This window comes from Pseudomonas sp. PGPPP4, from assembly GCF_002256045.1.
GTDB classification, from domain to species: domain Bacteria; phylum Pseudomonadota; class Gammaproteobacteria; order Pseudomonadales; family Pseudomonadaceae; genus Chryseomonas; species Chryseomonas oryzihabitans.
On sequence record NZ_NKID01000012.1, the window covers coordinates 79,944 to 104,660 of the forward strand.

23 protein-coding genes and 1 riboswitch are annotated in these 24,717 nt (G+C 67.1%); of the genes, 10 read left to right on the forward strand and 13 right to left on the reverse strand.

The features are described 5' to 3' along the window. Positions 1-4: 4 nt before the first annotated feature. A riboswitch (S-adenosyl-L-homocysteine riboswitch) is annotated at positions 5-147 on the reverse strand. 151 nt (positions 148-298) lie between these two features. Then, entirely contained in the window at positions 299-694 is a 396-nt protein-coding gene (locus tag CFE50_RS19345) for an acyl-CoA thioesterase (RefSeq protein WP_058792716.1), read from the forward strand. Here CFE50_RS19345 and CFE50_RS19350 read toward each other — a convergent pair. The 12 genes from CFE50_RS19350 to CFE50_RS19405 form a co-directional block, all read right to left on the reverse strand. Then, complete coding sequence (locus CFE50_RS19350) at positions 678-3,452, reverse strand: response regulator (protein ID WP_286736835.1); 2,775 nt, start codon at positions 3,450-3,452, stop codon at positions 678-680. The two genes, CFE50_RS19345 and CFE50_RS19350, sit on opposite strands and share 17 nt — an antisense overlap. Positions 3,453-3,546: 94 nt before the next feature. Beyond that, positions 3,547-4,830, reverse strand: coding sequence for a phosphoribosylamine--glycine ligase (gene purD, locus CFE50_RS19355; RefSeq protein ID WP_286736837.1), 1,284 nt, complete (start codon positions 4,828-4,830; stop codon positions 3,547-3,549). 88 nt (positions 4,831-4,918) lie between these two features. Further along, positions 4,919-6,511 carry a bifunctional phosphoribosylaminoimidazolecarboxamide formyltransferase/IMP cyclohydrolase gene (gene purH / locus CFE50_RS19360; protein WP_286736838.1) on the reverse strand — a complete coding sequence of 531 codons (1,593 nt, stop codon included), beginning with the start codon at positions 6,509-6,511 and terminating at the stop codon, positions 4,919-4,921. A 66-nt stretch (positions 6,512-6,577) separates the two neighbouring features. After that, the gene (gene fis / locus CFE50_RS19365) at positions 6,578-6,895 is read right to left on the reverse strand and encodes a DNA-binding transcriptional regulator Fis (protein ID WP_026083845.1); all 318 of its coding nucleotides are present in this window, start codon (positions 6,893-6,895) and stop codon (positions 6,578-6,580) included. Beyond that, a complete protein-coding gene (dusB, locus tag CFE50_RS19370) occupies positions 6,892-7,884 on the reverse strand; it encodes a tRNA dihydrouridine synthase DusB (RefSeq protein ID WP_027598939.1) in 993 nt (330 codons plus the stop codon). The genes fis and dusB overlap by 4 nt, the downstream gene beginning before the upstream one ends. Before the next feature lie 155 nt (positions 7,885-8,039). Next, positions 8,040-9,488, reverse strand: a complete 1,449-nt coding sequence (locus CFE50_RS19375) for a DUF3426 domain-containing protein (RefSeq protein WP_286736843.1) — start codon at positions 9,486-9,488, stop codon at positions 8,040-8,042. A gap of 109 nt (positions 9,489-9,597) precedes the next feature. Further along, on the reverse strand, positions 9,598-10,473 hold the full coding sequence (gene prmA / locus CFE50_RS19380; protein ID WP_007161584.1) for a 50S ribosomal protein L11 methyltransferase: 876 nt from the start codon (positions 10,471-10,473) through the stop codon (positions 9,598-9,600). 94 nt (positions 10,474-10,567) lie between these two features. After that, entirely contained in the window at positions 10,568-11,914 is a 1,347-nt protein-coding gene (gene accC / locus CFE50_RS19385; protein ID WP_027598936.1) for an acetyl-CoA carboxylase biotin carboxylase subunit, read from the reverse strand. A 16-nt stretch (positions 11,915-11,930) separates the two neighbouring features. Further along, the gene (gene accB, locus CFE50_RS19390; RefSeq protein WP_241809032.1) at positions 11,931-12,398 is read right to left on the reverse strand and encodes an acetyl-CoA carboxylase biotin carboxyl carrier protein; all 468 of its coding nucleotides are present in this window, start codon (positions 12,396-12,398) and stop codon (positions 11,931-11,933) included. 53 nt (positions 12,399-12,451) lie between these two features. Next, complete coding sequence (gene aroQ / locus CFE50_RS19395; RefSeq protein WP_007161587.1) at positions 12,452-12,898, reverse strand: type II 3-dehydroquinate dehydratase; 447 nt, start codon at positions 12,896-12,898, stop codon at positions 12,452-12,454. Positions 12,899-13,014: 116 nt separating this feature from the next. Beyond that, the gene (dsbD, locus tag CFE50_RS19400) at positions 13,015-14,769 is read right to left on the reverse strand and encodes a protein-disulfide reductase DsbD (protein ID WP_241809030.1); all 1,755 of its coding nucleotides are present in this window, start codon (positions 14,767-14,769) and stop codon (positions 13,015-13,017) included. A 51-nt stretch (positions 14,770-14,820) separates the two neighbouring features. After that, positions 14,821-16,440, reverse strand: coding sequence for a response regulator (locus tag CFE50_RS19405; RefSeq protein ID WP_286736847.1), 1,620 nt, complete (start codon positions 16,438-16,440; stop codon positions 14,821-14,823). 268 nt (positions 16,441-16,708) lie between these two features. On the opposite strand from CFE50_RS19405, the gene CFE50_RS19410 reads away from it, so the two are divergent. The 7 genes from CFE50_RS19410 (at position 16,709) to CFE50_RS19440 (ending at position 22,354) form a co-directional block, all read left to right on the forward strand. Then, a complete protein-coding gene (locus CFE50_RS19410; RefSeq protein WP_145155365.1) occupies positions 16,709-17,725 on the forward strand; it encodes a DUF2333 family protein in 1,017 nt (338 codons plus the stop codon). Beyond that, complete coding sequence (locus CFE50_RS19415) at positions 17,725-18,276, forward strand: NUDIX hydrolase (protein WP_286736849.1); 552 nt, start codon at positions 17,725-17,727, stop codon at positions 18,274-18,276. The genes CFE50_RS19410 and CFE50_RS19415 overlap by 1 nt, the downstream gene beginning before the upstream one ends. 143 nt (positions 18,277-18,419) lie before the next feature. After that, positions 18,420-18,764 carry a translation initiation factor Sui1 gene (locus CFE50_RS19420; RefSeq protein WP_286736851.1) on the forward strand — a complete coding sequence of 115 codons (345 nt, stop codon included), beginning with the start codon at positions 18,420-18,422 and terminating at the stop codon, positions 18,762-18,764. A gap of 86 nt (positions 18,765-18,850) precedes the next feature. Further along, a complete protein-coding gene (gene speA / locus CFE50_RS19425; RefSeq protein ID WP_144956264.1) occupies positions 18,851-20,764 on the forward strand; it encodes an arginine decarboxylase in 1,914 nt (637 codons plus the stop codon). A 264-nt stretch (positions 20,765-21,028) separates the two neighbouring features. Further along, positions 21,029-21,283, forward strand: a complete 255-nt coding sequence (locus CFE50_RS19430; RefSeq protein ID WP_007161594.1) for a hypothetical protein — start codon at positions 21,029-21,031, stop codon at positions 21,281-21,283. Beyond that, positions 21,280-21,843 carry a lipocalin family protein gene (locus CFE50_RS19435; RefSeq protein ID WP_007161595.1) on the forward strand — a complete coding sequence of 188 codons (564 nt, stop codon included), beginning with the start codon at positions 21,280-21,282 and terminating at the stop codon, positions 21,841-21,843. Before CFE50_RS19430 ends, CFE50_RS19435 begins: the two co-directional genes overlap by 4 nt. A gap of 16 nt (positions 21,844-21,859) precedes the next feature. Further along, on the forward strand, positions 21,860-22,354 hold the full coding sequence (locus CFE50_RS19440; RefSeq protein ID WP_027602891.1) for a YbhB/YbcL family Raf kinase inhibitor-like protein: 495 nt from the start codon (positions 21,860-21,862) through the stop codon (positions 22,352-22,354). Positions 22,355-22,371: 17 nt separating this feature from the next. On the opposite strand, the gene CFE50_RS19445 is transcribed toward CFE50_RS19440, so the two are convergent. After that, entirely contained in the window at positions 22,372-23,175 is an 804-nt protein-coding gene (locus CFE50_RS19445) for a cysteine hydrolase family protein (protein ID WP_286736857.1), read from the reverse strand. Between the two features lie 132 nt (positions 23,176-23,307). On the opposite strand from CFE50_RS19445, the gene pip reads away from it, so the two are divergent. Continuing rightward, positions 23,308-24,273 (forward strand): prolyl aminopeptidase, encoded by a 966-nt coding sequence (gene pip / locus CFE50_RS19450; RefSeq protein ID WP_286736858.1) that lies wholly within the window; start codon positions 23,308-23,310, stop codon positions 24,271-24,273. After that, the gene (dtd, locus tag CFE50_RS19455; protein WP_286736859.1) at positions 24,270-24,707 is read left to right on the forward strand and encodes a D-aminoacyl-tRNA deacylase; all 438 of its coding nucleotides are present in this window, start codon (positions 24,270-24,272) and stop codon (positions 24,705-24,707) included. The genes pip and dtd overlap by 4 nt, the downstream gene beginning before the upstream one ends. Positions 24,708-24,717: the final 10 nt, after the last annotated feature.

The following is a 24,717-nucleotide window of genomic DNA, read 5'->3' on the forward strand; positions in this document are numbered from 1 at the left end:
TAGGTGCGAATGGGCGCCGTTGATGCGTTCTGATAACGCTCCGCTCGAGCCTGACAACGTCTGGCGTCATGCCCGCCGAGGGTCCCGCGCCAGCGGCGGGTCGGCTAGGATGGGATAACGCAGCGTGCTGCAGCGCCCCTCGAACGGAAGGCGGGGCGGCCTGGTGGCCGCGATGCGCGGGCAGTATAACGAGGATCGCGATAAACCCAAAGGGTGGCGCTCTGCCTCATGTCGACCGGAATCTACCGCGCGCGCCCTGATCTGATGCCTTAAGACCCTGGAAATTCAAGGAGCCCTGATGAACTTCCATACCCGCAAGTGGGTGAAACCCGAAGACCTCAACGCCAATGGCACCCTGTTCGGCGGCAGCCTGCTCAAGTGGATCGACGAGGAGGCGGCGATCTACGCCATCGTGCAGCTGGAAAATCCCAAGGTGGTGACCAAGTACATCTCGGAGATCAACTTCATCAGCGCCTCGCGCCAGGGCGACATCATCGAGCTGGGCATCACCGCCACCGAGTTCGGGCGTACCTCCATCACCCTCAGATGCGAGGTGCGCAACAAGATCACCCGCAAGAGCATCCTCACCATCGACAAGATCGTCTTCGTCAATCTCGACGAGGACGGCAATCCGGTCCCTCACGGCAAGACCGAGATCACCTACGTCAAGGACAGGTTCAAGGAGTCGCCTTGAGGCCCGCGCGGGTCACGTCCAGCCGCCGTCGCTCGGCCCAGTAGAGCAGCAGCTCGCGCAACTGCGAGAGTTCGATCGGCTTGCCCATGTGGCCGTCCATGCCGGCCTCCTGGGCACGATCCTTGTGCTCGGCGAGGATGTGCGCGGTGAGGGCCACCACCGGGGTGCGCGAACGATGATTCTGCTGTTCCCAGGCCCTTAGCCGGCGCGTCGCACCGAAGCCGTCCAGCAGGGGCATCTCGCAATCCATCAGGATCAGGTCGTAGGTGTTCTGCTGGAGCTTTTCGAAGGCTTCCAGGCCGTTGCTCACGGTGTCGGGTTCGACGCCGAGCTTTTTCAGCATGCCGCGGATCACCTTGACCGAGATGCTGTTGTCCTCGGCCACCAGCACGCGGAAATCGCTGGGGATGCCGCTGGGCTGCTCCTCGGGCTCGGGTTCGCTGACCCGCTGGCCGCGGCGCGACAGCTCGTCGGCCAGGGTCGCCCTGAGGGTATAGCCGGCCACCGGCTTGGCCAGCACCCGCTTGATGCCGGCGTTGCGGGCGATGACCTTGCTCGGCGCATTGCTCAGGCCGGTGAGCATGATCAGCAAGAGGTCGTGGTTGAGATTCTCGTCTTCGTTGATGCGCGCGGCCAGCTGCATGCCGGTCATGCCCGGCATCTGCTGGTCGAGCAGCACCACGTCGAAGTATTCCCGCAGGTGCGACTGGGTGCGCAGCAGGGCCAGGGCTTCGCGTCCGGAGGCGGCGGTGACCGCCTGCATGCCCCAGGCGCTGCACTGCTGCTGCAGGACCTTGCGGCAGAGCTCGTTGTCGTCGACCACCAGCACCCGCACGTCCTGCAGCGGATAGTCGCTGTCGCCGCGCGACAGCACCAGCGCCTGGGCCGGGATGGGCAGGCTGATCCAGAAGCTGGAACCGCCCTCGGCGTTGTTCTGGATGCCGAAGTCGCCCTGCATCAGCAGCACCAGCTGGCGGGCGATGATCAGGCCGAAGTCCAGGCTGTCGGTGTCGCTGGCGAGGAAGTCGCGGCGGTCGAGGTGGGTGGACAGCAACTGGCGACTCAGGGCCGCGTCCAGCGGGGTGCCGCTGTCCTGCACCGAGATGCGCAGGCGCGGCGGCTGGCCGGTGGCCTCTTCCAGGGAGATCACCAGGAGGATCTCGCCTTCCTCGGTACGCTGGAAGGCGTTTTCCAGGAGGTTCAGCAGGATCTGGCGCAGGCGGGTCGGATCGCCGATGAAGCGGCGGGGCACCTGGGGCTGGATGAAGCTGAGCAGTTCGACCCGGTGCTCCTCGGCGCGCGGCCGGAAGATGTCCAGGCAGTCGTCGAGCAGGGCATTGAGGTCGAAGGTGACCTCTTCCAGTTCGATCTGGCCGCTTTCCAGGCGGGTGATGTCGATGATCTCGTTGATCAGGTTGAGCAGCTCGGCACCGGCGCTGTGGATGGTCTGCACATAGTCGCGCTGCTTGGCCGACAGCGCCGTGCCCTGCAGCAGTTCGGTCATGCCCAGCACGCCGTTCATGGGGGTGCGGATCTCGTGGCTGATGCGCGAGAGAAATTCGGCCTTGCCCTTGAGCTCCGCATGGTTGGCGGCTCTGTCGCGGGTGCGGGTGAAGTGCTCCTCACGTAGAAAGCGACGGCGCTCCTCCAGGGCCAGGGTGAGCAGGATGCCGCTGAGCATGCAGCTGGCGATCAGGCCGCGGCCCATCCACACCGGCGGATTGGCGTAACCGGCCAGGATCGGCAGGGCGATCAGCCCGGCCAGGGCCAGCAAGGCGCAGCTCACCACCAGCAGCCGCGCATAGCGGGCGCCCTGGTGCCAGCGCTCCAGGGCGATGCTCAGGCAGGCGAACAACGCCAGGGCATTGACCACCATCAGCCAGTCGCCGACATAGAATTCGCCGGCGGCGATGCGCACCACGGCGGCCAGGGCGACCAGGGCCAGCAGGCCCCTGAGCGTGCGGCGGATCCACAGCGGCAGTCGCCGCCAGCCAAAGAAGGCGCCCACGAAATTCAACCCGGCGGCGCTGCAGGCCAGCACCGACAGATCGGTCAGCAGCGGCGTCTGGCCCTTGAAGCTGCCGAGGAAGAACTTGCTCAGCCCAAAGATGTTCAGGGCCACGCAGACCAGCATCACCAGCAGCAGGGTGAGGGCGCTGGTGGCGCGGCTGCGGTGATAGAGCAGCTGGGCGCCGTTGTACAGCGCCAGCATGGCCAGGCAGCCGAGCAGCACGCCGAACATCACCAGCCGATGGGTGATCTCGGCTTCGGCACTGCTGCTCAGGGTCAGGGCGATCCGCATCGGCTGGGGCGATTCGAATCTCAGGAAGAGGTCGAGCGGCTGGTCGCTCTGCGGAATCGGAAAGACGAAGTCGCGACTGAGTTGCTGCGGATTGAGCAGCGGCCGCGACAGACCATCGCGGATCTCGCTGAGCAACTGGTCGTCGCGATAGGCGAAGAAGTCAAGATAGCCGACATTGGGCGAAATGATGCGCAGCAGGCGCTGCTGGGTGTCGGGCTGGATGCGGGTGTGCAGCCAGAGCGCCCCGGGACCGGCGGGGCGGTGGGCGCGGGCGGTGGTCAGCGGCTTGAAGGCGGACAGCCGGTCACGGACGTCGTCGAGCGAGAATTCGCCGGTAGCATCCTCGTATTGCGCCCAGCCCGCATCCGGCGAATTCTCGGCCTGCACGGAATTGGCCACCAGCAGCAACAGCAGCCAGCTGACCACAAAGCCTATGGCGATCCAGAGCCGGTGCACGAGAGTTCCCTTCGCAAATGCGGACGTCGAGTATAGATCAGCCCGTCACGTCTGTTGACGTAACAGTGTAACAGGCTGATCCCTTAGGCGAGCTTCACTGTCGCTCGCGGGCGATGGCGCGGTAGCCGATGTCGCTACGGTAGAAGCCGCCCTTCCAGGTGATTTCCCGGGCCAGCGCATAGGCGTTCTGCTGGGCGGCGGAGACCGTTTCGCCCAGGGCCGTGGCACACAGCACCCGACCGCCGGCCGTGACGACCTGACCATCGCGCAGACTGGTGCCGGCGTGGAACACTTTGCCCGGCAGCGCCGCGGCGGCGTCGAGACCGGCGATGGCGTCACCCTTGGCGTAGTCGCCCGGATAGCCGCCAGCGGCCAGGACGATGCCCAGGCTTGGACGCGGATCCCAGCAGGCTTCGATCTTGTCGAGGGCCTCGGCCAGGGCGGCCTCCACCAGCAGCACCAGGCTGGACTGCAGGCGCAGCATCACCGGCTGGGTCTCGGGATCGCCGAAGCGGCAGTTGAATTCAATGACCTTGGGCGCACCGCTCTGGTCGATCATCAGACCGGCATAGAGAAAGCCGGTGTAGACATTGCCTTCGCTGGCCATGCCGGCCACGGTGGGCTCGATGATCTCGCGCATGACCCGCTCGTGGACCTCGGGGGTCACCACCGGCGCCGGGGAATAGGCGCCCATGCCGCCGGTGTTGGGACCGCTGTCGCCATCGCCGACGCGCTTGTGATCCTGGCTGGTGGCCATCGGCAGCACGTGCTTGCCGTCGACCATGACGATGAAGCTGGCTTCCTCGCCGTCGAGGAATTCCTCGATCACCACCCGCGCCCCAGCATCGCCGAAGGCATTGCCGGAGAGCATGTCACGCACCGCGTCCTCGGCTTCGGCCAGGGTCATGGCGACGATCACGCCCTTGCCGGCGGCCAGGCCGTCGGCCTTGATCACGATGGGCGCACCCTGCTCGCGCAGATAGGCCAGGGCCGGCTCCACCTCGGTGAAGTTGGCGTAGGCGGCGGTGGGGATCTGGTGGCGCGCCAGGAAATCCTTGGTGAAGGCTTTGGAGCCTTCCAGCTGGGCCGCACCGGCGGTGGGGCCGAAGCAGGGCAGGCCGCGGCTGCGGAACAGGTCGACCACGCCGGCCACCAGCGGCGCCTCGGGGCCGACGATGGTCAGCTCGACGTTGGCGGCGGCGAAGTCGGCCAGTTGTTCCAGGGCCAGGACGTCGAGGGCGACGTTCTCGCATTTGGCTTCGGTGGCAGTGCCGGCGTTGCCCGGGGCCACATAGACCTTGGTGACCCGGGTGTCTTGGGCGACCTTCCAGGCCAGGGCGTGTTCGCGACCGCCGCTGCCGATGATGAGTACGTTCATGCAGTGTTCCTCTGGCGACCGCCGGGTGGCGTCCGCACGTGAAATTGGAGCGACGGCGAGGCGCGTGCGGCCTCGCCGTGACGGGCCCTTAGTGGCGGAAGTGACGCATGCCGGTAAAGACCATGGCGATGCCGGCTTCGTCGGCGGCGGCGATGACCTCGGCGTCGCGCATGGAGCCGCCCGGCTGGATCACCGCGGTGATGCCATTGGCCGCGGCGTTGTCGATGCCGTCACGGAAGGGGAAGAAGGCGTCCGAGGCCATGACCGCACCGGCCACGGCCAGACCGGCGTGCTCGGCCTTGATGGCGGCGATGCGCGCCGAATTGACGCGGCTCATCTGGCCGGCGCCGATGCCCACGGTCTGTTGGCCCTTGGCGTAGACGATGGCGTTGGATTTGACGAACTTGGCTACCTTCCAGGCGAAGATCAGGTCCTGCAGTTCCTGCTCGCTGGGCGCGCGCTGGGTCACCACCTTGAGGTCGGCGGCGGTGATCATGGCGATGTCGCGGCTCTGCACCAGCAGACCGCCGTTGACACGCTTGAGGTCCAGGCCGGGCTTGCGCTCGGCGGGCCACTCGCCGCACTCCAGCAGGCGGACGTTGGCCTTGGCCGCAACGACCTCGCGGGCCTCGACGCTGACGCGCGGGGCGATGATCACCTCGACGAACTGGCGCTCGACGATGGCGCGCGCGGTCTCGGCGTCCAGTTCGCGGTTGAAGGCGATGATGCCGCCAAAGGCCGACTCGCTGTCGGTGGCATAGGCCAGTTCATAGGCCTGGCGGATGTCGCCGGCCACGGCCACGCCACAGGGGTTGGCGTGCTTGACGATGACGCAGGCCGGCTCTTCGTAGCTCTTGACGGTTTCCAGGGCGGCGTCGGTGTCGGCGACGTTGTTGAAGGACAGTTCCTTGCCCTGCAGCTGAGTGGCGGTGGCCACGCAGGCTTCGCTGGCGTGCTCGACGTAGAAGGCCGCCTGCTGGTGCGGGTTCTCGCCGTATCTCATGTCCTGCGCCTTGATGAACTGGGCGCTGAAGGTACGCGGGAAGGCGGCGCGGCCTTCGGTGGACAGGGTCTCGGCCTGCTGGTCGATGCTGCCCAGGTAGTTGGCGATCATGCCGTCGTAGGCGGCGGTGTGCTCGAAGGCCTTGAGCGCCAGGTCGAAGCGCTGGGCGTAGGTCAGGCCACCGGCCTTGAGGTCGTCGAGGATGGCCGCGTAGTCGCTGGCATTGACCACGATGGCGACGTCCTTGTGGTTCTTGGCCGCGCTGCGGACCATGGTCGGACCGCCGATGTCGATGTTCTCGATGGCGTCGGCCAGGCTGCAGCCGGGCTTGGCCACGGTGGCGGCGAAGGGGTAGAGATTGACCGCGACCAGGTCGATCGGGCGGATGCCGTGCTCGCTCATGACCTCGTGGTCGATGCCGCGACGGCCGAGGATGCCACCGTGGATCTTCGGATGCAGGGTCTTGACGCGGCCGTCCATCATTTCCGGGAAACCGGTGTAGTCGGCGACTTCCACCGCCGGGATGCCTTCGTCGCGCAGCAGCTTGTAGGTCCCGCCGGTGGACAGGATTTCCACGCCGATGGCCGCGAGTTCACGGGCGAAGTCGACGACGCCCGTCTTGTCGGACACGCTGATCAGCGCACGGCGGACGGGGAGGCGAGAGGTCTGGTCGGTCATGGTCATGTCCATCAGGAGGAGAGAGACCGCCGGTCAAGCCCCCTGGGCCGCCGGCGATGAGGCGGATCAGAGCAGGTCGTATTGCTTGAGCTTCTTGCGCAGGGTGCCGCGATTGAGCCCGAGCATCTCCGATGCCTTGGTCTGGTTGCCCTTGACGTAATTCATCACGCTTTCGAGCAGGGGTGCTTCCACTTCGCAGAGCACCATGTTGTAGACGTCGGTCACCGGCTGCCCATCGAGGTGGGCGAAATAGTTGCGCAGCGCCTTTTCCACGCTGTCGCGCAGCGTCTGGCCCTCCTGCAGGGGAGCGGTCAGGTGCTGCTTGAGGTCGCCGTTGTCACTCACGGGCGCTGTTCCAGTCAAAGTCTCGGTCATCGAATTCATGCCACCTGCTTCCCGATCGGGGGCTGCGCGAAGAACGCGCGAATGCTGGCGTGCTGGGCTTGGGTGTCTTGCAGTCGGTTGAACTGGGCGCGCGATTCCGCGGCGCCCGGCCGGTCGGCCAGGTACCAGCCGACGTGCTTGCGGGCGATGCGCACGCCCATTTCCGGGCCGTAGAAGGCGTGCAGGGCGTCGAGGTGCTCCAGCAGGATGGCCTCCACCTCGGCATCGCTCGGCGCCGCCAGGTGCTCGCCGGTCGCCAGGTAGTGGGCGATCTCGCGGAAGATCCAGGGGCGGCCTTGGGCAGCGCGGCCGATCAGCAGGCCGTCGCAGCCGGTGTGCTCGAGCACGCGCCGGGCCTTTTCCGGGCTGTCGATGTCGCCATTGGCGAACACCGGGATGCCGACCGCCTGCTTGATCGCGGCGATGGTGTCGTACTCCGCGGCACCGAGGAATCTGTCGTCACGGGTGCGGCCGTGCACGGCAAGCGCCTGGATGCCGGCGGCTTCGGCCAACTGCGCGATGCGCAGGCCGTTGCGATTCTCGGGATTCCAGCCGGTGCGGATCTTCAGGGTCACCGGAACGTCCACCGCGGCCACCACGGCGGCGAGGATCTCGGCCACCAGGACCTCGTCCTTCATCAGCGCGGAGCCGGCGGCCTTGTTGCAGACCTTTTTCGCCGGGCAGCCCATGTTGATGTCGATGATCTGGGCACCCAGTTCGACATTGCGCTGGGCCGCTTCGGCCAGCATTGCCGGATCGCCGCCGGCGATCTGCACCGAGCGCGGTTCCTGCTCGCTGGCGTGGATCAGGCGCAGCCGCGACTTGCGGCTGTCATAGAGCCGCACGTCACTGGTCACCATTTCCGACACGGCCATGCCGGCGCCGAGTGCCAGGCACAGGCGCCGGAAGGGCAGGTCGGTGACCCCGGCCATGGGCGCGAGAATCAGCGGATTGGGCAAGGTATAAGGGCCGATGCGTACCATCGACATATCTTTTTCCCTGGCGAATAGGCGCCTGTTCCGCCTGCGCCGGAAACCGGCCGCGGACAGGGGCTGCTGTGCTTGAAAAGGGTTGGGAATGATACCCGCTCGCCGCCTCCGGATAAAGCGCGAGTTGGCTAGTTTATGAGCAATTCGCCCTGGCGCTACTCCGGCGAGAAGAAGCTCAGGCTGTAGTTCACCGCGCGCGGACCGGGGTCGAGAATGTCCAGGGCGATGTGGATCGGCGTCTGCGGCGGCATCTCGTCCTGGCCCTTGAGCTCGCCGTTCAGGTACTCGCCGGGCTTGAAACGGCGGCTGGCGAGCAACTGGCCGTTGAGGTCGGCGAAGCGCAATTCCAGCAGCGGAAAGGGCTGCGAGAAGGGCGCCCGGTTGTAGAGGATGGCATCGACGCGCAGGGCCCCGGAAAATTGCGGATGGCTGCGCACCACCAGGTTGCTGCTGCGGATCTGCTGGACATCGACCTTGGACGGCACCTTGCAGCCCAGGCTGGCGCAGGCCTGGACGAACAGCGGGCGATAGCTGTCCTGCCGCGCCAGTTCGTCGAAGTGGTAATAGACGTACTGGCCGGCCAGGCCGAGCAGCGCCAGCAGGCAGAGCAGGATCCACAGCAAGCGGCGACCCCAGTGCGGGCGCCGTGGCTGGCTGTCCAGCTGCAGCGGATCGTCGTGCAGGTCGAGCAAGGGATCGTCCTGCCATTCCGGTTCGCTGCGCAGGGCGGTCGTGGCCTTGGCTGGCAGTGGCTCGTCGTCGTCGCCGTCGCGCGCGGCGCTAAGGGGTTCGGCAACGGGCTCCTGCCAGTCGTAGAGCCGACCCAGGCCGGGTTCGGCGCGTTCGTCGTCGTCGGCTTCGACGCGGCCGAGCGCGGGCTCCTGGCGCTCGACCGGCGCGGCGTTGAGGGGCGCGGGCGGCGTGGCCGGGGCAGGCTTCAGCGGGGCGCGGGTGGCCGCGAGCGGTGCCACCGGTGCGGCCGTCGGCACGGGAGCGATGTCCGGCTCCGGCCGGGCCTCCACGGCGGGCTCGGGCTCGGGCTCCGGTTCCGGTTCGGCGGCGGGAAGCGGCAAGGGGTCGGGCTGCGGTTCGAACTCCACCTCGGGTTCGGCCGGCAGGCGCAGGGATTCCGGCTCAGGTTCGCGCTCGGCGGAGGCGGCGCCGAGCGACGGCAGTTCGAAGGGGGCTTCGTCGTCCTGGGAGCGGTGGGCCGCCAGGCCCTGGACCGGCGCCGGTTCTTCCCGCGGCGTGGCCACGGCAGGCGGCGTTGCCTCCGCGGGCGGGGCTGCCGGCGCGACCGGCGCGCGGCGCTGTTCTTCGAGGGCGCCCAGGCGGGCGACCTCGGCGTCCAGCTCCAGGTGGCTCAGGTCCAGTTCGTCATGGGGCCAGGCCGCTTCGCTGGGCGTCGGCGCCGGTTCGGCCACGGGCGCAGGTGGCACGGGCATGGGCTGCGGCGCCGTCAGGGGTGCGGCCTGGTTGCTGGCGTTGAACACTTCCAGGCAGACGCCACAGCGTACGTCGCCGTCCGCTGCAGCCAGGTGTTCCTGGGTGACGCGGAAGCGGGTATGGCAATGCGGACACTGGGCGACGAGGGATTCGGTCATGGCGAGGCGACAGCCAGGGAGTGAAGCGCGCTAGTGTACCCGAAGGCCCTGGCGAAAGAAGGGCTTGCACCGGGCCGCTGGGTGAGCGGACCGGTGGCGCCCTGATCGATCAGCGACGGCGGGTGCCGCTGATGCGCACCCAGCCGTCCAGGGTGGCGGTGGGTTCCAGGTCGAAGCAGCCGGCGTAGGCAGCGCGCACATCCTCGGCCTGCTCGGCGAGGATGCCGGAAAGGGCCAGGCGCCCGCCGATGCGGGTCAGGCGGGTGATCTGCTCGGCCAGGCCGACCAGCGGACCGGCGAGGATGTTGGCCACCACCACGTCGGCCGGCTCGCCTGGCAGATCGGCGGGCAGGTACAGCGGAAAGCGTGCCGGGTCGATGCCGTTGCGATTGGCATTCTCCCGCGAGGCTTCTAGGGCCTGGACGTCGATGTCGGTGCCCACGGCGCGCGCGGCGCCCAGCAGCAGGGCGGCGATGGCGAGGATGCCCGAGCCGCAGCCGAAATCCAGCACCTGCAGGCCCTGGACCGGTTCGCCGTCCAGCCACTGCAGGCACAGCGAGGTGGTGGGGTGGGTGCCGGTGCCAAAGGCCAGGCCTGGATCCAGCAGCAGATTGACCGCCTCGGGTTCCGGGGCCTCGTGCCAACTGGGCACGATCCACAGTCGCTGGCCGAAGCGCATGGGCTGGAAGTTGTCCATCCAGCTGCGCTCCCATTCCTGGTCTTCCAGGCGCTCCACCTCGTAGACGAGGCCGTTGGCCAGGAGCTGCACGCGCTGTTCCAGAGCGGCGGCGTCGGTATCGCCTTCGAACAGCGCCAGCAGGTGGGTCTGGGACCACAGCGGGGTGGTGCCGAGATCCGGCTCGAAGATCGGCTGGTCCTCGGCGTCCATGAAGGTCACCGAGACGGCGCCCAGTTCGAGCATGAGGTCTTCGTAGGTTTCCGCCTGGGCGGGGGTGAGGGCGAGGCGGACTTGCAGCCAGGACATGGTGGGCTACCTGAATCGGGTCAAAGCGGGGAGGGTAAATGAAAACGGGCTGCCCGAGGGCAGCCCGTTCGCTGAATCAGCGCTCGTCATGCACTCAGTGGCGCAGGCCGAGCTTCTTCTCCAGGTAGTGGATGTTCACGCCGCCCTGGCCGAAGGCCTGGTCGCGGGTCAGCATCCGGTGCAGATCGGCATTGGTCTTGATGCCGTCGACGATCAGCTCGTCCAGGGCGTTGCGCATCCGGGCCATGGCCTCGTCGCGGGTCTTGCCCCAGGTGATCAGCTTGGCGATCAGCGAATCGTAGTTCGGCGGAACCTTGTATCCGCTGTACAGGTGCGAATCCACCCGCACGCCGTTGCCGCCCGGTGCATGGTAGTGCTTGACCAGGCCCGGAGAGGGCATGAAGGTCTTGGGATCTTCGGCGTTGATCCGGCACTCGATGGCGTGACCGGTGATCTTGATGTCTTCCTGCTTGATCGACAGCGGATTGCCCGCGGCGATGCTGAGCATCTCCTTGACGATGTCGACGCCGGTGATCATCTCGGTCACCGGATGCTCCACCTGCACGCGGGTGTTCATCTCGATGAAGTAGAAGCGACCGTCTTCGTAGAGGAACTCGAAAGTGCCGGCGCCACGGTAGCCGATGTCGATGCAGGCCTTGACGCAGCGTGCCAGGACTTCTTCGCGGGCCTTCTCGTCGATCTGGGGCGCAGGCGCCTCTTCGATGACCTTCTGGTGACGGCGCTGCAGCGAGCAGTCGCGGTCATAGAGGTGCACGGCGTTGCCCTGGCCATCGGAGAGCACCTGGACTTCCACGTGACGCGGATTGCCGAGGAATTTCTCCATGTAGACCATGGAGTTGCCAAAGGCGGCGCCGGCTTCGGTCTGGGTCAGCTTGATCGACTTGATCAGCTCGGCCTCGTCCTCGACCACGCGCATGCCGCGACCACCACCGCCACCGGCGGCCTTGATGATCACCGGATAGCCGACTTCGCGGCCGATGCGCAGGCACTCGGCCTCGTCATCCGGTAGGGCGCCGTCGGAGCCCGGCACGGTGGGAACACCGGCCTGCTTCATGGCGTTCTTGGCGGACACCTTGTCGCCCATCAGGCGAATCACGTCGGCGGTGGGGCCGACGAAGGCGAATCCGGACTGCTCCACCTGCTCGGCGAAGTCGGCGTTCTCGGCGAGAAAGCCGTAGCCGGGGTGGATGGCGGTGGCGCCGGTGACCTCCGCGGCACTGATGATGGCCGGGATGTTCAGGTAGGACTGGGGCGAGGGGGCCGGGCCGATGCACACCGATTCGTCGGCGAGGGACAGATGCATCAGTTCGCGGTCGGCGGTGGAATGAACCGCCACCGTCTTGATGCCCAGCTCCTTGCAGGCACGCACCACGCGCAGGGCGATTTCCCCGCGGTTGGCGATCAGGACTTTTTCCAGCATCGTGGGCTCCACGGGCTTAGACAATGGTGAACAGCGGCTGGTCGAATTCGACGGGCTGACCGTTCTCGACCAGTACCTGGCCGATGGTGCCGCTGGCTTCGGCTTCGATGTGGTTCATCATCTTCATGGCTTCGACGATGCACAGGATGTCGCCTTTCTTCACCTGCTGGCCGACTTCGACGAAGGCCGGGGTGGTGGGCGAGGAGGCGCGGTAGAAGGTGCCGACCATGGGCGAACGAGCCACGTTACCGGTCAGTTGCGACGCGGCGGCTTCGCTGGCGGGGGCAGCGGCAGCGGCCGGCGCGGCAGCCGGGGCCGGGGCGGCGACCGGAGCGGGAGCAGCGGCGTAGACGGTCTGCATGCCCTGGCCGCGGCCGGTATTGCGGCTGATGCGGACGGATTCTTCGCCTTCGCGGATTTCCAGCTCGTCGATACCGGACTCTTCCAGCAGCTCGATCAGTTTCTTGACTTTACGGATGTCCATTGGCGTTGGCTCTCCCCTCGGGTTCTGGTGATGTTCTGGATGTTGAGTCGCGCTCAGCCGCGGGCGGCGAGCTGTTCGCAGGCGGCTTCCAGGGCCAGGCGATAGCCACTGGCACCGAGCCCGCAGATGACACCGACCGCCACGTCGGAAAAATAGGAGTGGTGGCGGAAGGCCTCGCGCTTGTGCACGTTCGACAGGTGCACTTCGATGAATGGGATGCTCACCGCGAGCAAGGCGTCACGTAGGGCGACGCTGGTATGGGTGAAGGCAGCCGGATTGATGAGGATGAAATCCACCCCTTCGTCACGCGCGGCATGAATGCGTTCGATCAGCAGGTGCTCGGCGTTGCTTTGCAGATACTGCAGGCGATGCCCCGCCGCGGTGGCGCGGGCTTCGAGATCGGCGTTGATCTGGGCCAGGGTGGTGGCCCCGTAGACGCCCGGCTCGCGGGTGCCCAGGAGATTCAGGTTGGGCCCGTGCAGTACCAGCAGATGCGCCATAGCCACTTGCCTCGCGATTTCGCAACCAGATTGGCCGCGGACTATGCCGCAACCAGAGGTGACTGTCCAGTCGCTAGACGTTTGCCGGAAATGCCCGCACGTTGGGCGAAATTCTTTTAATCGCTGGCGATAAGCCTTTTTGCTTCACCGAGTCGGGCGAGAAATCCCGCGGCGTCGATTTCGCCGACGATGCGCGCCTGGGCCTGCTCCCGGCCATTGTCGGCATAGAACAGGATCGCTGGCGGACCGAACAGTCCCTGCCGTTCCAGCCACTGCCTCTGTTCCCGGGTGCTTTGCGTCATGTCGAAGCGGATCAGCGTGAAGTCGCGCAAGTGCGCCTGGACCTCGGGATCGCCGAACACCTCGCGCTCGATCAGCTTGCAACTGATGCACCAGTCGGCATAGACGTCCACCAGCACCGGTCGCCCCTGGCCGAGACGGCTGGCCAGGGCCGCCGGATCGCTGAGGCTGTGCATGACGTCCGCGCGGCCGGCCACGGCAGGTGCCGCGGCATCGCCCAGCGGTCGCAGGGGATCGTTGGCCCCGCGCAGGGCGCCGATGCCGGCGGCCGCGCCATAGACCACCAGGGTCAGGCCGGCCAGTTGCAGCAGCCGCTGGCGGGGTGGCTTGGGCACGAATTCCAGGGCGCCGAGAAACAGCCCGACGCCGGCCGCCAGCAAGCCCCAGGCGGCCAGCGCCAGCGGCCCCGGCAGCAGCCGTTCGAGCAGCCACAGGGCCACCGCCAGCAGCAGGACGCCGAAGGCATTGCGCATGCCCACCAGCCAGGCGCCGCTGCGTGGCAGCAGGGCGCCGCCGCCGGCGGCGATGAGGATCAGCGGGGCACCCATGCCCAGGCCCAGGGCAAACAGCGCCAGTCCGCCGCCAAGCCAGTCGGCGGTGCTGCTGATATAGAGCAGCAGGCCCGCCAGGGGCGCCGAGACGCAGGGCGAGACGATCAGGCTGGAGAGCACGCCCAGGGTGGCCGCGCCACCCAGGGAACCGCCGCGGGTGCCGCTGGCCAGCTGTTCCAGGCGCTCGCGCAGGACCGCCGGCAGGCGCAGTTCGAAGAGACCGAACATGGCCAGGGCGAACAGCGCGAACAGCGCGGCGAAGGGAATCAGCACCCAGGCCGACTGCAATTGCGCCTGCAGATTGAGGCTGGCGCCAAAGACGCCCATGAGCGCGCCCAGGGCGGCGAAGCTCAGGGCCATGGGCACCACGTAGGCCAGCGCCAGCAGCAGGCCACGTCCTGGGCGCGCCTTGCCGGCCAGGACCACCGCCGAGACGATGGGCAGCATCGGCAGGACGCAGGGGGTAAAGGTCAGCCCGAGTCCGGCGAGAAAGGCCAGCAGGATCCGGTTCCAGTCGAGCTGAGCGGGGACGGACGCGGCGGCCACCGGGGTCGCCAGCGCAGGGCCGGCGATGTCCAGGGTTCGGGTTTCCGGCGGATAGCAGAGGCCGCGATCGGCGCAGCCCTGGTAGGTCACCCGGATCTGGCCGCCGCGGTCGGGCGCCAGGGGCAGGGGGATGTCGACGCCGGCGTGATAGACCTGGACGTCGCCGAACCATTCATCGTGCTTGGGCTCGCCGGGCGGCAGGGCCACCGGCGCGGTGAGCAGACCGGGGTCGGTGTCGAAGGCGAAGCGTTGCCGATAGAGGTAGTAGCCCTCGGCGATGGTGAAGCGCAACTGGGGGCGGCCCTCGGCGTCGCGGCGCTGCTCCAGGCGGAAGGCCTGATCCACCGGCAGGAATTGCTGACTGGGGCGCTGACCGTCCAGGCCCAGCGCGGCGCTCGGGCGCGGCGCATCGAACAGCCCGGCGGCGGCGGGCAGGGTCAGCAGCAGGGTGAGCAGGAGCAGCAGGACACGCATGGGCTTCTCGGCGATCGGCAGCGGCCGATCATAGCAGAGGCATCTGGCTGGTCAGTCCTGGCCGTACTGGCGTACGCAATTGCGCCCTGCATGCTTGGCGGCATAGAGGGCTTCGTCCGCCTGCTTGGCCAGCGCGGGCATCTCCTGGCCGGGCTGCAGCTGCGCCACGCCGGCGCTGAAGGTGCAGCTGAGCTCCTTAGGTGGTGCCGGATAGTGGATCTCGGCGAAGCGCTGGCGGATCTCGTCGATCAGGCGGGTGGCGGTGGCGAGGTCGGTGTCGGGCAGCACGATGGCGAATTCCTCGCCGCCATAACGGCCGATGTGGTCGGACTTGCGCAGGCGCTGCTTGAGGAACAGCGCCAGGCTCTTGATCACCCGATCGCCCATGGGATGGCCGTAGTGGTCGTTGACCTGCTTGAAGTGGTCGATGTCCAGCATGGCGAAGGTGATCGGCCGCTGGCTGCGCCGGGCGCGGAAGCAGGCGTCTTCCAGCAGTTGCAGGGTGTGGGTGTGGTTGTACAGACCGGTGAGGCTGTCCTGGACGATGCGCGCCTGCAGGCTGCGCGCCCGGGCCGCGCGGGTACGCACTGTGGCGATCAGGTGACGCGGCTTGATCGGCTTGGTGAGGAAGTCGTCACCGCCTTCGCTCATGGCGTCCAGCTGCTTGTCGAGGTCGTCCTCGGCCGACAGGTAGATGATGGGCACGCTGACATAGCGCTCGTGCTGGCGGATAAGCTTGGCCAGCTCGGTGCCGGTGCACTCGGGCATGTACATGTCGAGGATGATCAGGTCAGGCACGAACTCGGCGAGGTGCGCCATCACCGCGCCAGGTTGCATCAGGGTGCGGGTGACGATGCCAGCGCTGTTGAGCGCCATTTCCGTGGCCATGGCCTGGGCGCGGGAGTCGTCCACCACCAGGGCACGGATCGGATCGTAATAGACGGTGCGGGTGAGGGTCTCGATCTTTTCCAGCAGCCGCGCCGAATCCAGGGTGCCGGTGTAGAACTCCTGGCCGCCGGCGCGGACCGCGGCCAGACGAAAGGGGGTGTCGGCTTCCTGGTGGCTGTAGAACAGTATCGGCAGCTTGCGCTCCAGACCGGTCTGGGCCTCCAGCGCGAGCTGGATGCCGGCGCCCGCGCCGCCGAAGTCCACGTCCATGACGATGACCGCCGGGTGACGGCTGTCCATCATCGCGCGGAAGTCGTCGGCGCCGTGGATGATCTGGATGGTGACGCCGAAGTATTCCATCTGCTGCGCCAGGCGCTCGGCGCGCTCGGTGTCGACCAGGGCGATGTAGATCGGCTTGCGCAGCGGTGGCAGGCTGGTGGTTTCCAGCTGGTCACCCTGGCGCAGCCCGGTGCGCGACAGGCTCTGCATCGCCAGGCTGAGTTCGGTGATGGCCTGACTGTTGAGACGGCCGCGATTGGCGGCGACCTGGGCCAGGGAGGCGCCGATGGCCTCGGCGAGTTCGGCATGGCCCTGCTGCTCGAAGCGCTTGGCGTATTGCAGCAGGCGTGTGTTGGCGTCGGTCAGCTCGACCAGGCTGCCGGCCGTCCACTCGTTTCGTTGCAGCCGTTGCCAGATCTCCAGCACCTGGCGCGACTGGTGGATGACCCGTTGCGCGAAGTGCAGCTTGAGGCGGTCCCGGCTCGGATCATCTGGTTCGCTCACGAATTGTTCCGTCATTCTTGAGGTGGTGGCCCTATGCTACCAATTGCTGGCAGGCAGGGGAGAGGCGGTACCCTGGTTAGCGGCGGCCATGCCGCTCGCATGGATACTGTCGGTCGCTTCTGGAGTAGCGTCCGTCGCCTGTTACCCTAGTCTCGGAAGCGGCTGCCCGGGTGCATGGCGCCCGCGCCGGCCGCCAAGGCTGCGCAACCGGCGCCGCAGGCAGGGGTCCAAGCGCCAACACCTTTGAAAACATTGCAAGGAATTGCCCATGCGGGAGTGGAACTTGAGGTCGGGATGGCTCCGGCTGGTGGCAGTGCTGGTCGCGCTCTACCTGCTGGTCACCCTGGCGATAGGCTGGTACTGGAGTCGCGAACCGGATTTCTTCCCGGTGCAGCAGCATGCCCAGGAGGCGGCCGCGGCCAGCGGGCGCAAGCTGGTGCTCGGCTACACCACGGTCGAGACCCTCAAGCAGGTAGCCGGTACCCTGCTGGACAAGCCGGGTGGCTATCTCTCCAACGACATCTTCCCGCCGGGCCTCTGGCTCGACGACATGCCGTCCTGGGAATACGGCGTGCTGGTGCAGACCCGCGACCTGGCGCGCGCCCTGCGCAAGGACTTCGCCCGTTCCCAGTCGCAGTCCACCGAGGACGTCGACCTGGCCCAGGCCGAGCCGCGCTTCAACTTCGACAACCACAGCTGGGCCATGCCCTCGTCGGAATCGGAATACCGCGCCGGCATCGCCTCCCTGGACCGTTACCTGGCGCGCCTGGGTGGCCAGAATGCCCAGGGCCAGCCCACCGCCTACTTCTATTCGCGTTCGGACAACCTGCGCAACTGGCTGGGTGACGTCGAGACCCGCCTGGGTTCGCTGTCCCAGCGGCTGTCCGCCAGCGTCGGTCGGGTGCGCCTGGACGCCGAGCCGCGGCCGAACCAGGACATCCCCGCCGGCCAGGTGCCGGAGGTGCACGAGCAGCGCGTCGAGACGCCCTGGCTGCAGATCGACAACGTCTTCTACGAGGCCCGCGGTCAGGCCTGGGCGCTGTCGCACATCCTGCGCGCCATCGAGGTCGACTTCGCCGACACCCTGGCGAAGAAAAACGCCACGGTGAACGTGCGCGAGATCATCCGCGAACTGGAAGCGGCGCAGCAGCCGGTCTGGAGTCCGATGATCCTCAACGGCAGCGGCTTCGGCATCCTGGCCAACCATTCGCTGGTGATCGCCAACTATATTTCCCGCGCCAACGCCGCCATCATCGATCTGCGCCAGTTGCTGGAACAGGGCTGATGACGCCGGACGCTCGCGAAGCGGCGCATCGCGCCGCCTCCGACCGGGAACGGGTGGTCTGGGTCGATCGCGACGACCGCATCCAGGGCGAAGTGCCGCGGGCGGAATTGCGCGCCCGCGGCCTGATCGGCCGCTGCACCTTCATCCTGCTGTTCAATGACGCCGGCGAACTCTGCGTGCACCGGCGCACCCTGAGCAAGGCGCTCTACCCGGGCTACTGGGACGTCGCCGCCGGCGGCATGGTGGCGCCGGGCGAGAGCTATGCGGAGTCGGCCGCCCGCGAGCTGGCCGAAGAACTGGGCGTCAGCGGCGTGCCCCTGCGTGCCCATGGCACCTTCTATTTCGAGGAACCGGGCAATCGCCTCTGGGGCGGCGTGTTCAGCGCGCGCTGGAACGGTCCGTTGCGGCGGCAACCGGAAGAGGTGCTGGAGGCGCGCTTCCTGGCCCCGGCGGCCATCCTCGATGACGCGCGTCAGCGACCCTATTGCCCGGATTCGCTGGAAGCCCTGCAACTGGCGCTCAGCCGCGTGGATGTCGCATCCCTGCCTTAATTTCTCGCATTCGCGCCTTAGCATCCGCGGACGATGCTGCTACATTGCGCGGCCCCGGACCAGCGCGGCCCGTGTCGGCCGGCGCTGCGTCCAAGGCTTCCTCCAGGCGCCCGGCGCCTGAACCCGACTGGGAGGACCGTCCCTTGAGCAAGAAAACCTCGTCGCTGTCGGATCTCAGCCGGCTGGTGTACTCCACCGACGTCGGCCGCATTCGCCCGGAAGAACCCCAGGCGCCGGCTCCGGTGGGCGACGGCATCGCCCGGGTGCGCCGCGAGACCAAGGGCCGTGGCGGCAAGACGGTGACCACGGTCAGCGGCGTGCTCCTGGGCGAGGAAGCGCTCAAGGACCTGGCCAGCGCGCTCAAGCGCCGCTGCGGCACCGGTGGGGCGCTCAAGGATGGCGTCATCGAGATCCAGGGCGACCATGTCGACCTGTTGCTCGGCGAACTCGAAAAACGCGGCTTCAAGACCAAGCGGTCGGGCGGCTAGGCCAAGCCTTCCAGCCCCCGCGTACAACTTACCGCCCCTGGCGGCGGTCCATCCAAAGCAAGATTCCCTACAGGAGATTCCCGCGAATGTCCCCACGACGCACGCGCAAAGATGACGGCAGCCAGTGGACCGTGGCGGACAGCCGCAGCGTCTATGGTATTCGCCACTGGGGTGCCGGCTACTTCGCCATCAGCGATGCCGGCAACGTCGAAGTCCGCCCCCACGGCCCGGACGGCCAGCCGATCGACCTCCATGTGCTGGTCGGTCAGCTGCGCGAAGCGGGGCTGTCGCTGCCGCTGCTGGTGCGTTTCCCCGACATCCTCCAGGGCCAGGTGCGCCACCTGACCGGTGCCTTCGATCGCAACATCGAGCGCCTGGACTACCAGGGTCGCTACACCGCCCTCTATCCGATCAAGGTCAACCAGCAGGAAGCGGTGGTGGAAAACATCATCGCCACCCGTGACGTCTCCATCGGCCTGGAAGCCGGCTCCAAGCCGGAGCTGATGGCGGTGCTGGCGCTGGCGCCCAAGGGTGGCACCATCGTCTGCAACGGCTACAAGGACCGCGAATTCATCCGCCTGGCGCTGATGGGCCAGAAGCTGGGCCACAGCGTCTTCATCGTCATCGAGAAGGAATCCGAGGTCCCGCTGGTGATCGAGGAGGCGGCCGAGCTCAAGGTCACGCCCCAGGTCGGCCTGCGCGTGCGGTTGTCGTCCCTGGCGTCGAGCAAATGGGCCGACACCGGTGGCGAGAAGTCCAAGTTCGGTCTCTCCGCTGCCCAGTTGCTGTCGGTGATCGAGCGCTTCCGCGCCGCCGGCCTGGAGCAGGGCGTGCGCCTGCTGCACTTCCACATGGGCTCGCAGATCGCCAACCTGGCCGACTACCGGCAGGGCTTCCGCGAGGCCATCCGCTACTACGCCGAACTGCGCGCCCTGGGCCTGCCGCTGGACCACATCGACGTCGGTGGCGGCCTGGGCGTTGACTACGACGGCACCCACTCGCGCAACGCCAGCTCGATCAACTACGACATGGACGACTACGCCGGTACCGTGGTCGGCATGCTCAAGGAATTCTGCGACCAGCAGGAATTGCCGCATCCGAACATCTTTTCGGAAAGCGGCCGCGCCATGACCGCCCACCACGCCATGCTGGTGATGCAGGTCACCGACGTCGAGCGCCACAACGACAGCGTGCCGGCCAGCGAGCGCTTCGAAGGCAAGGCCGAGGTGGTGCAGTGGCTGGCCGAGCTGCTCGGCGACACCGATCCGGAGATGGTCACCGAGACCTACTGGCGCGCCACCCAGTACGTCAGCGAAGCCGCCGCCCAGTACGCCGCCGGCACCCTGAGCCTGAGCGACAAGGCCCTCGCCGAGCAGTGCTACTTCGCCATCTGCCGTCGCCTCTACAACCAGCTCAAGGCGCGCCAGCGCTCCCACCGCCAGGTGCTCGACGAACTCAACGACAAGCTGGCCGACAAGTACATCTGCAACTTCTCGGTGTTCCAGAGCCTGCCCGACACCTGGGCCATCGACCAGATCCTGCCCATCGTGCCCCTGACCCGCCTGGACGAGGAGCCGGTGCGCCGCGCCGTGTTGCAGGACCTGACCTGCGACTCCGACGGCAAGATCAAGCAGTACGTCGACGAGCAGAGCATCGAGACCAGCCTGCCGGTGCACGAGGTGCGCGAGGGCGAGGACTATCTGCTGGCGGTGTTCCTGGTGGGCGCCTATCAGGAGATCCTCGGCGACATGCACAACCTGTTCGGCGACACCGATTCGGTCAACGTCTACCAGGACGCCGACGGCAGCGTGCGCCACGGCGGCATCGAGACCCACGACACCATCGAGGACATGCTCAGGTACGTGCACCTCTCGCCCGAGGAGCTGATGACCTACTACCGCGATAAGGTTGCCAGTGCGCGCCTCACCGCCCGAGAGCGCACCCAGTTCCTCGACGCCATGCGCCTGGGATTGACCCGCTCCTCCTATCTCGCCAGCTAAGAAGCCGCTCACGATCTGCTGCGCGTCGGCCAAGCGGCGTTGAAAATGCCTTCGAAATGCTCATTTACTATCTGTAAATTCCGCTTTCTTAGGCATTTGATTCGCTGGCGCTCACCCTGCGGGCCAGCCGTTGGCTGTTACTCCCTTTGGTCGTTGCGTCTTGCTTGGCTCTAGCTCGCGAAATCGTGAACAGCTTCTGACGAAGCGAACCCTGGCGGCCGGGCGGGCTCTATAGCCTTGCCGTCAGGATGGAGGAGCAGAAGTATGAAAGGGCGCTTGGCGCTGTTGCTGGTGGGCAGTCTGATGCTGGCCGGTTGCGGCAAGGTCAATCAGGAAAACTATTCCCGGCTCAAGGCCGGCCAGACCAAGGCCGAGGTGGAGCAGATCCTGGGTGCGCCCACGGAATGCGCGGGCGCCCTGGGCGTCACCACCTGTACCTGGGGCGATCGCGGCTCCTTCATCAGCGTGCAGTATCTCAACGATAAGGTGGCGATGTTCGCCGGGCAGGGTCTGCGATGAAAACCTCTACCAAACTGCTACTGCTGGCGGGTGCCGCCGGACTGCTCGCGGCCTGCGCCAGCGGCCCGCGCGAAGTCCCGCCGCTTACCGCGGGCAATGTCGATCTGCAGCGCTACCAGGGCCACTGGTACGAGGTGGCGCGGCTGCCGATGTTCTTCCAGCGCAAGTGCGCCCAGTCCGAAGCCAACTATCACGTCATGGCCGACGGCTCGGTCGCCGTGTTCAACCGCTGCCGTACCCTGGACGGCAAGGTGGAGGAGGCCACCGGCACCGCCACCCCGATCAAGCCGGGCGTGACCGATCGCCTGGAAGTGCGCTTCGACACCTGGTTCAGCGGTGTCCTGCCCAACGTCGCCAAGGGACCCTACTGGATCCTCTATGTCGACGACGACTACAAGACCGCCCTGGTCGGCAGTCCGGATCGCAAGTACCTCTGGTTGCTGGCGCGCAAGCCCGACATTTCCGCGGCGCAGAGCGAAAAGCTGCTGCGCATCGCCCGCGAGAAGGGCTACAACCTTAATCGTCTGGTCTGGCGCGAGACCGACGCCCACATGCCCTAGGCCACAGGAGCTCTCCGTGAAACTCTGGACCGATGCCTTTTCCGACAACGCCTTCATGCCCAAGCGCCACGAATTCGACGTGGCCGACTTCGGTGCCCACGGCGACAACATCTCGCCCGCGCTGCAGTGGTCCGATCTGCCGGCCGATACCAAGAGCCTGGCGCTGACCGTCTACGATCCGGACGCCCCCACCGGCAGCGGATTCTGGCACTGGGTGGTGGTCAACATCCCGGTCGGCACCCAGGGCCTGGCGGAGGACGCCGGCCGCGCCGATGGCTCGGGCCTGCCGGCGGGCGCCCTGCAGCTGATCAACGACTATGGCACCCGCGGCTTCGGCGGCGCTGCGCCGCCCAAGGGTGACAAGCCGCACCGCTACATCTTCCAGCTGCATGCGCTCAAGGTCGATCAGCTGCCGGTGCCGGCGGACGCGACCAATGCGGTCGGTCGCTTCATGATCCATCTCAACCAGCTGGCTTCGGCGACCTACACCGGTCTCTACGAGATCAAGTAGGGCCGCGGACGGACGGGCTAGAGCGCGTCCGTCGAGGTCGCCAGGCGGATGCCGGCGGCGCGCATCTCGGCGAGGAAGGCGTCGCCCTGGGCTTCGAATCCCGGCACCGAATGACTGCAGTCGGTCAGCAGCACCAGGTCCTGGCGCCGCTCCACTGGCCAGAACTCCAGCAGATCGCGAACGGTACTGGCCACGCAGTGCGAAAGCGCCTCGCCGGCGATCAACAGGGTATCGGCCGCCTGGAGGCGGGCGATCAGGCCCGCGTCCACCGCGGTGCCCGGGTCCGCCGGATCCAGGACCTCGGCGCGCAGCGCCGAATAGTGTTCGGTATGGGGATTGCCGCCCTTGGCGATGAAATCCACCAGGCGTCCCTGCTGCCGGCCCCAGGCATTGAGCGCCTGATGGACATCCTGTTGCACCCCATGGCCCCAGCCGCCCACCAGGCAGTGCTCCGGCCAGATCACCAGGCGATAGCGACCCCCGGCTTCCAGTGCCTGCACATAGGCCAGCGCCCGGGCGCGTTCGGCCGGATCGCGGGCCTGCCAGCGACCGCTGGCCACCTCGTCCGCATCGATCTGGGTAAAGGGTGCCGGTGGCTGGCCCTGGGCATCCTGCCAGCCGTGCGGGTGGGCGATGTGCAGCGGCTGATGGGAGTCCAGGGTCACCTGCACCCCGCTGAGGCGGGCACCCAGGCGCTCGATCAGGGCCGCGACGCGCTGCAGTCCGGCCACCGCACCGGGCACCGGCAGGGCCGCGCCCGGCAGGTCGCAGAAATCGTTTTGCGGATCGATCAGCAGCAACTGCAGCTTGGCATGGGACATGGCTATCTCCTCGGGCGACTGGCCGTCGATGGTGCGGGTGCCATTGGACGCGAAGCAAGCCCGGGCAGCGTGGAAACCCGGTAAGGTGCAGGTCTATGATGAAGGGGCCGACCCTGCCCCGCGGAGCGCGACATGCTGAATCTGTATCCGGAAATCAAGCCTTACGCCCGCCACGAGCTGGCCGTCGAAGCGCCCCATGTGCTCTATGTCGATGAGAGCGGCTCGCCGGATGGTCTGCCGGTACTGTTCATCCATGGCGGACCCGGCTCCGGATGCGATCGCCTGAGCCGGCGCTTCTTTGATCCCAATCTCTACCGCATCGTCACCTTCGATCAGCGCGGCTGCGGTCGCTCCACGCCCTATGCCAGCCTGGAAAACAACACCACCTGGCACCTGGTCGAGGACATCGAGCGCCTGCGCGAACACCTGGGTATCGAGCAATGGGTGCTGTTTGGCGGCTCCTGGGGGTCGACCCTGGCGCTGGCCTATGCCCAGCGCCATCCCGAGCGGGTCAAGGCCATGGTCCTGCGCGGCATCTTTCTCTGTCGCCCGGTGGATCTGCACTGGTTCTACCAGGAGGGCGCGAGCCGGCTGTTTCCCGATTTCTGGCAGGACTATCTGCACCCCATCGCCGAGGAAGAGCGCGGCAATCTCATCCAGGCCTACTATCGCCGCCTGACCGGTCCGGACGAACTGGCACAGATGTCCGCCGCGCGCGCCTGGTCCTGCTGGGAGGGGCGTACGGTGACTCTGAGGCCCAATCCCGATGTGCTGGAGAAATTCAGCGAGCACGCCCTGGCCATCGCCCGCATCGAGTGCCACTACTTCATCAATAATGCCTTCCTCGAACCCGACCAGCTCCTGCGCGACATGCCCCGGATCGCCCATATCCCGGCGGTGATCGTGCACGGCCGCTACGACATGGTCTGCCCGCTGGACAATGCCTGGGCCCTGCACCACGCCTGGCCGGGCAGCGAATTGCAGATCATCCGCGACGCCGGTCATGCGGCCAGCGAGCCCGGTATCTGCGACGCCCTGGTGCGGGCGACCGACCAGATCGCCCGCCAGTTGCTCGATCTGCCCCAGGAGGCCGAGTGAAGGCGCTGCTGCAAAGGGTCAGCCGCGCCAGCGTCGAGGTCGAGGGGAGTACGGTAGGCGCCATAGGCGCGGGCCTGCTGGTCCTGGTCGGTATCGAACCGGCGGATGACGAGGCCGCCTGCAGTCGCATGCTCAAGCGACTGCTGGAGTACCGGGTGTTCGCCGATGGCGAGCAGCGCATGAATCTGTCCCTGCAGGACGTCGGCGGCGGCTTGCTGCTGGTCTCCCAGTTCACCCTGGCCGCCGATACCCGCAGCGGCCGCCGGCCGAGCTTTTCCAGCGCCGCGCCACCGGCCCAGGGCGAGCGGCTGTTCAACCATCTGGTAGGCCTCGCCCGCGACCTTCATCCCGAGGTCCAGACCGGGCGCTTCGGCGCCGACATGCAGGTTTCCCTGGTCAACGACGGACCAGTGACATTTTTATTGTCGATTTAGTGAGGGCGCC

What these genes read in the sequence shown, in the direction of transcription:
- CFE50_RS19345 (WP_058792716.1), top strand. Translation starts at nt 299, where the DNA reads ATGAACTTCCATACCCGCAAGTGGGTGAAACCCGAAGACCTCAACGCC.
- purD (WP_286736837.1), bottom strand. Translation starts at nt 4,830, where the DNA reads ATGAACGTACTCATCATCGGCAGCGGCGGTCGCGAACACGCCCTGGCC.
- purH (WP_286736838.1), bottom strand. Translation starts at nt 6,511, where the DNA reads ATGACCGACCAGACCTCTCGCCTCCCCGTCCGCCGTGCGCTGATCAGC.
- fis (WP_026083845.1), bottom strand. Translation starts at nt 6,895, where the DNA reads ATGAATTCGATGACCGAGACTTTGACTGGAACAGCGCCCGTGAGTGAC.
- dusB (WP_027598939.1), bottom strand. Translation starts at nt 7,884, where the DNA reads ATGTCGATGGTACGCATCGGCCCTTATACCTTGCCCAATCCGCTGATT.
- CFE50_RS19375 (WP_286736843.1), bottom strand. Translation starts at nt 9,488, where the DNA reads ATGACCGAATCCCTCGTCGCCCAGTGTCCGCATTGCCATACCCGCTTC.
- prmA (WP_007161584.1), bottom strand. Translation starts at nt 10,473, where the DNA reads ATGTCCTGGCTGCAAGTCCGCCTCGCCCTCACCCCCGCCCAGGCGGAA.
- accC (WP_027598936.1), bottom strand. Translation starts at nt 11,914, where the DNA reads ATGCTGGAAAAAGTCCTGATCGCCAACCGCGGGGAAATCGCCCTGCGC.
- accB (WP_241809032.1), bottom strand. Translation starts at nt 12,398, where the DNA reads ATGGACATCCGTAAAGTCAAGAAACTGATCGAGCTGCTGGAAGAGTCC.
- aroQ (WP_007161587.1), bottom strand. Translation starts at nt 12,898, where the DNA reads ATGGCGCATCTGCTGGTACTGCACGGGCCCAACCTGAATCTCCTGGGC.
- dsbD (WP_241809030.1), bottom strand. Translation starts at nt 14,769, where the DNA reads ATGCGTGTCCTGCTGCTCCTGCTCACCCTGCTGCTGACCCTGCCCGCC.
- CFE50_RS19410 (WP_145155365.1), top strand. Translation starts at nt 16,709, where the DNA reads ATGCGGGAGTGGAACTTGAGGTCGGGATGGCTCCGGCTGGTGGCAGTG.
- CFE50_RS19415 (WP_286736849.1), top strand. Translation starts at nt 17,725, where the DNA reads ATGACGCCGGACGCTCGCGAAGCGGCGCATCGCGCCGCCTCCGACCGG.
- speA (WP_144956264.1), top strand. Translation starts at nt 18,851, where the DNA reads ATGTCCCCACGACGCACGCGCAAAGATGACGGCAGCCAGTGGACCGTG.
- CFE50_RS19430 (WP_007161594.1), top strand. Translation starts at nt 21,029, where the DNA reads ATGAAAGGGCGCTTGGCGCTGTTGCTGGTGGGCAGTCTGATGCTGGCC.
- CFE50_RS19435 (WP_007161595.1), top strand. Translation starts at nt 21,280, where the DNA reads ATGAAAACCTCTACCAAACTGCTACTGCTGGCGGGTGCCGCCGGACTG.
- CFE50_RS19445 (WP_286736857.1), bottom strand. Translation starts at nt 23,175, where the DNA reads ATGTCCCATGCCAAGCTGCAGTTGCTGCTGATCGATCCGCAAAACGAT.
- pip (WP_286736858.1), top strand. Translation starts at nt 23,308, where the DNA reads ATGCTGAATCTGTATCCGGAAATCAAGCCTTACGCCCGCCACGAGCTG.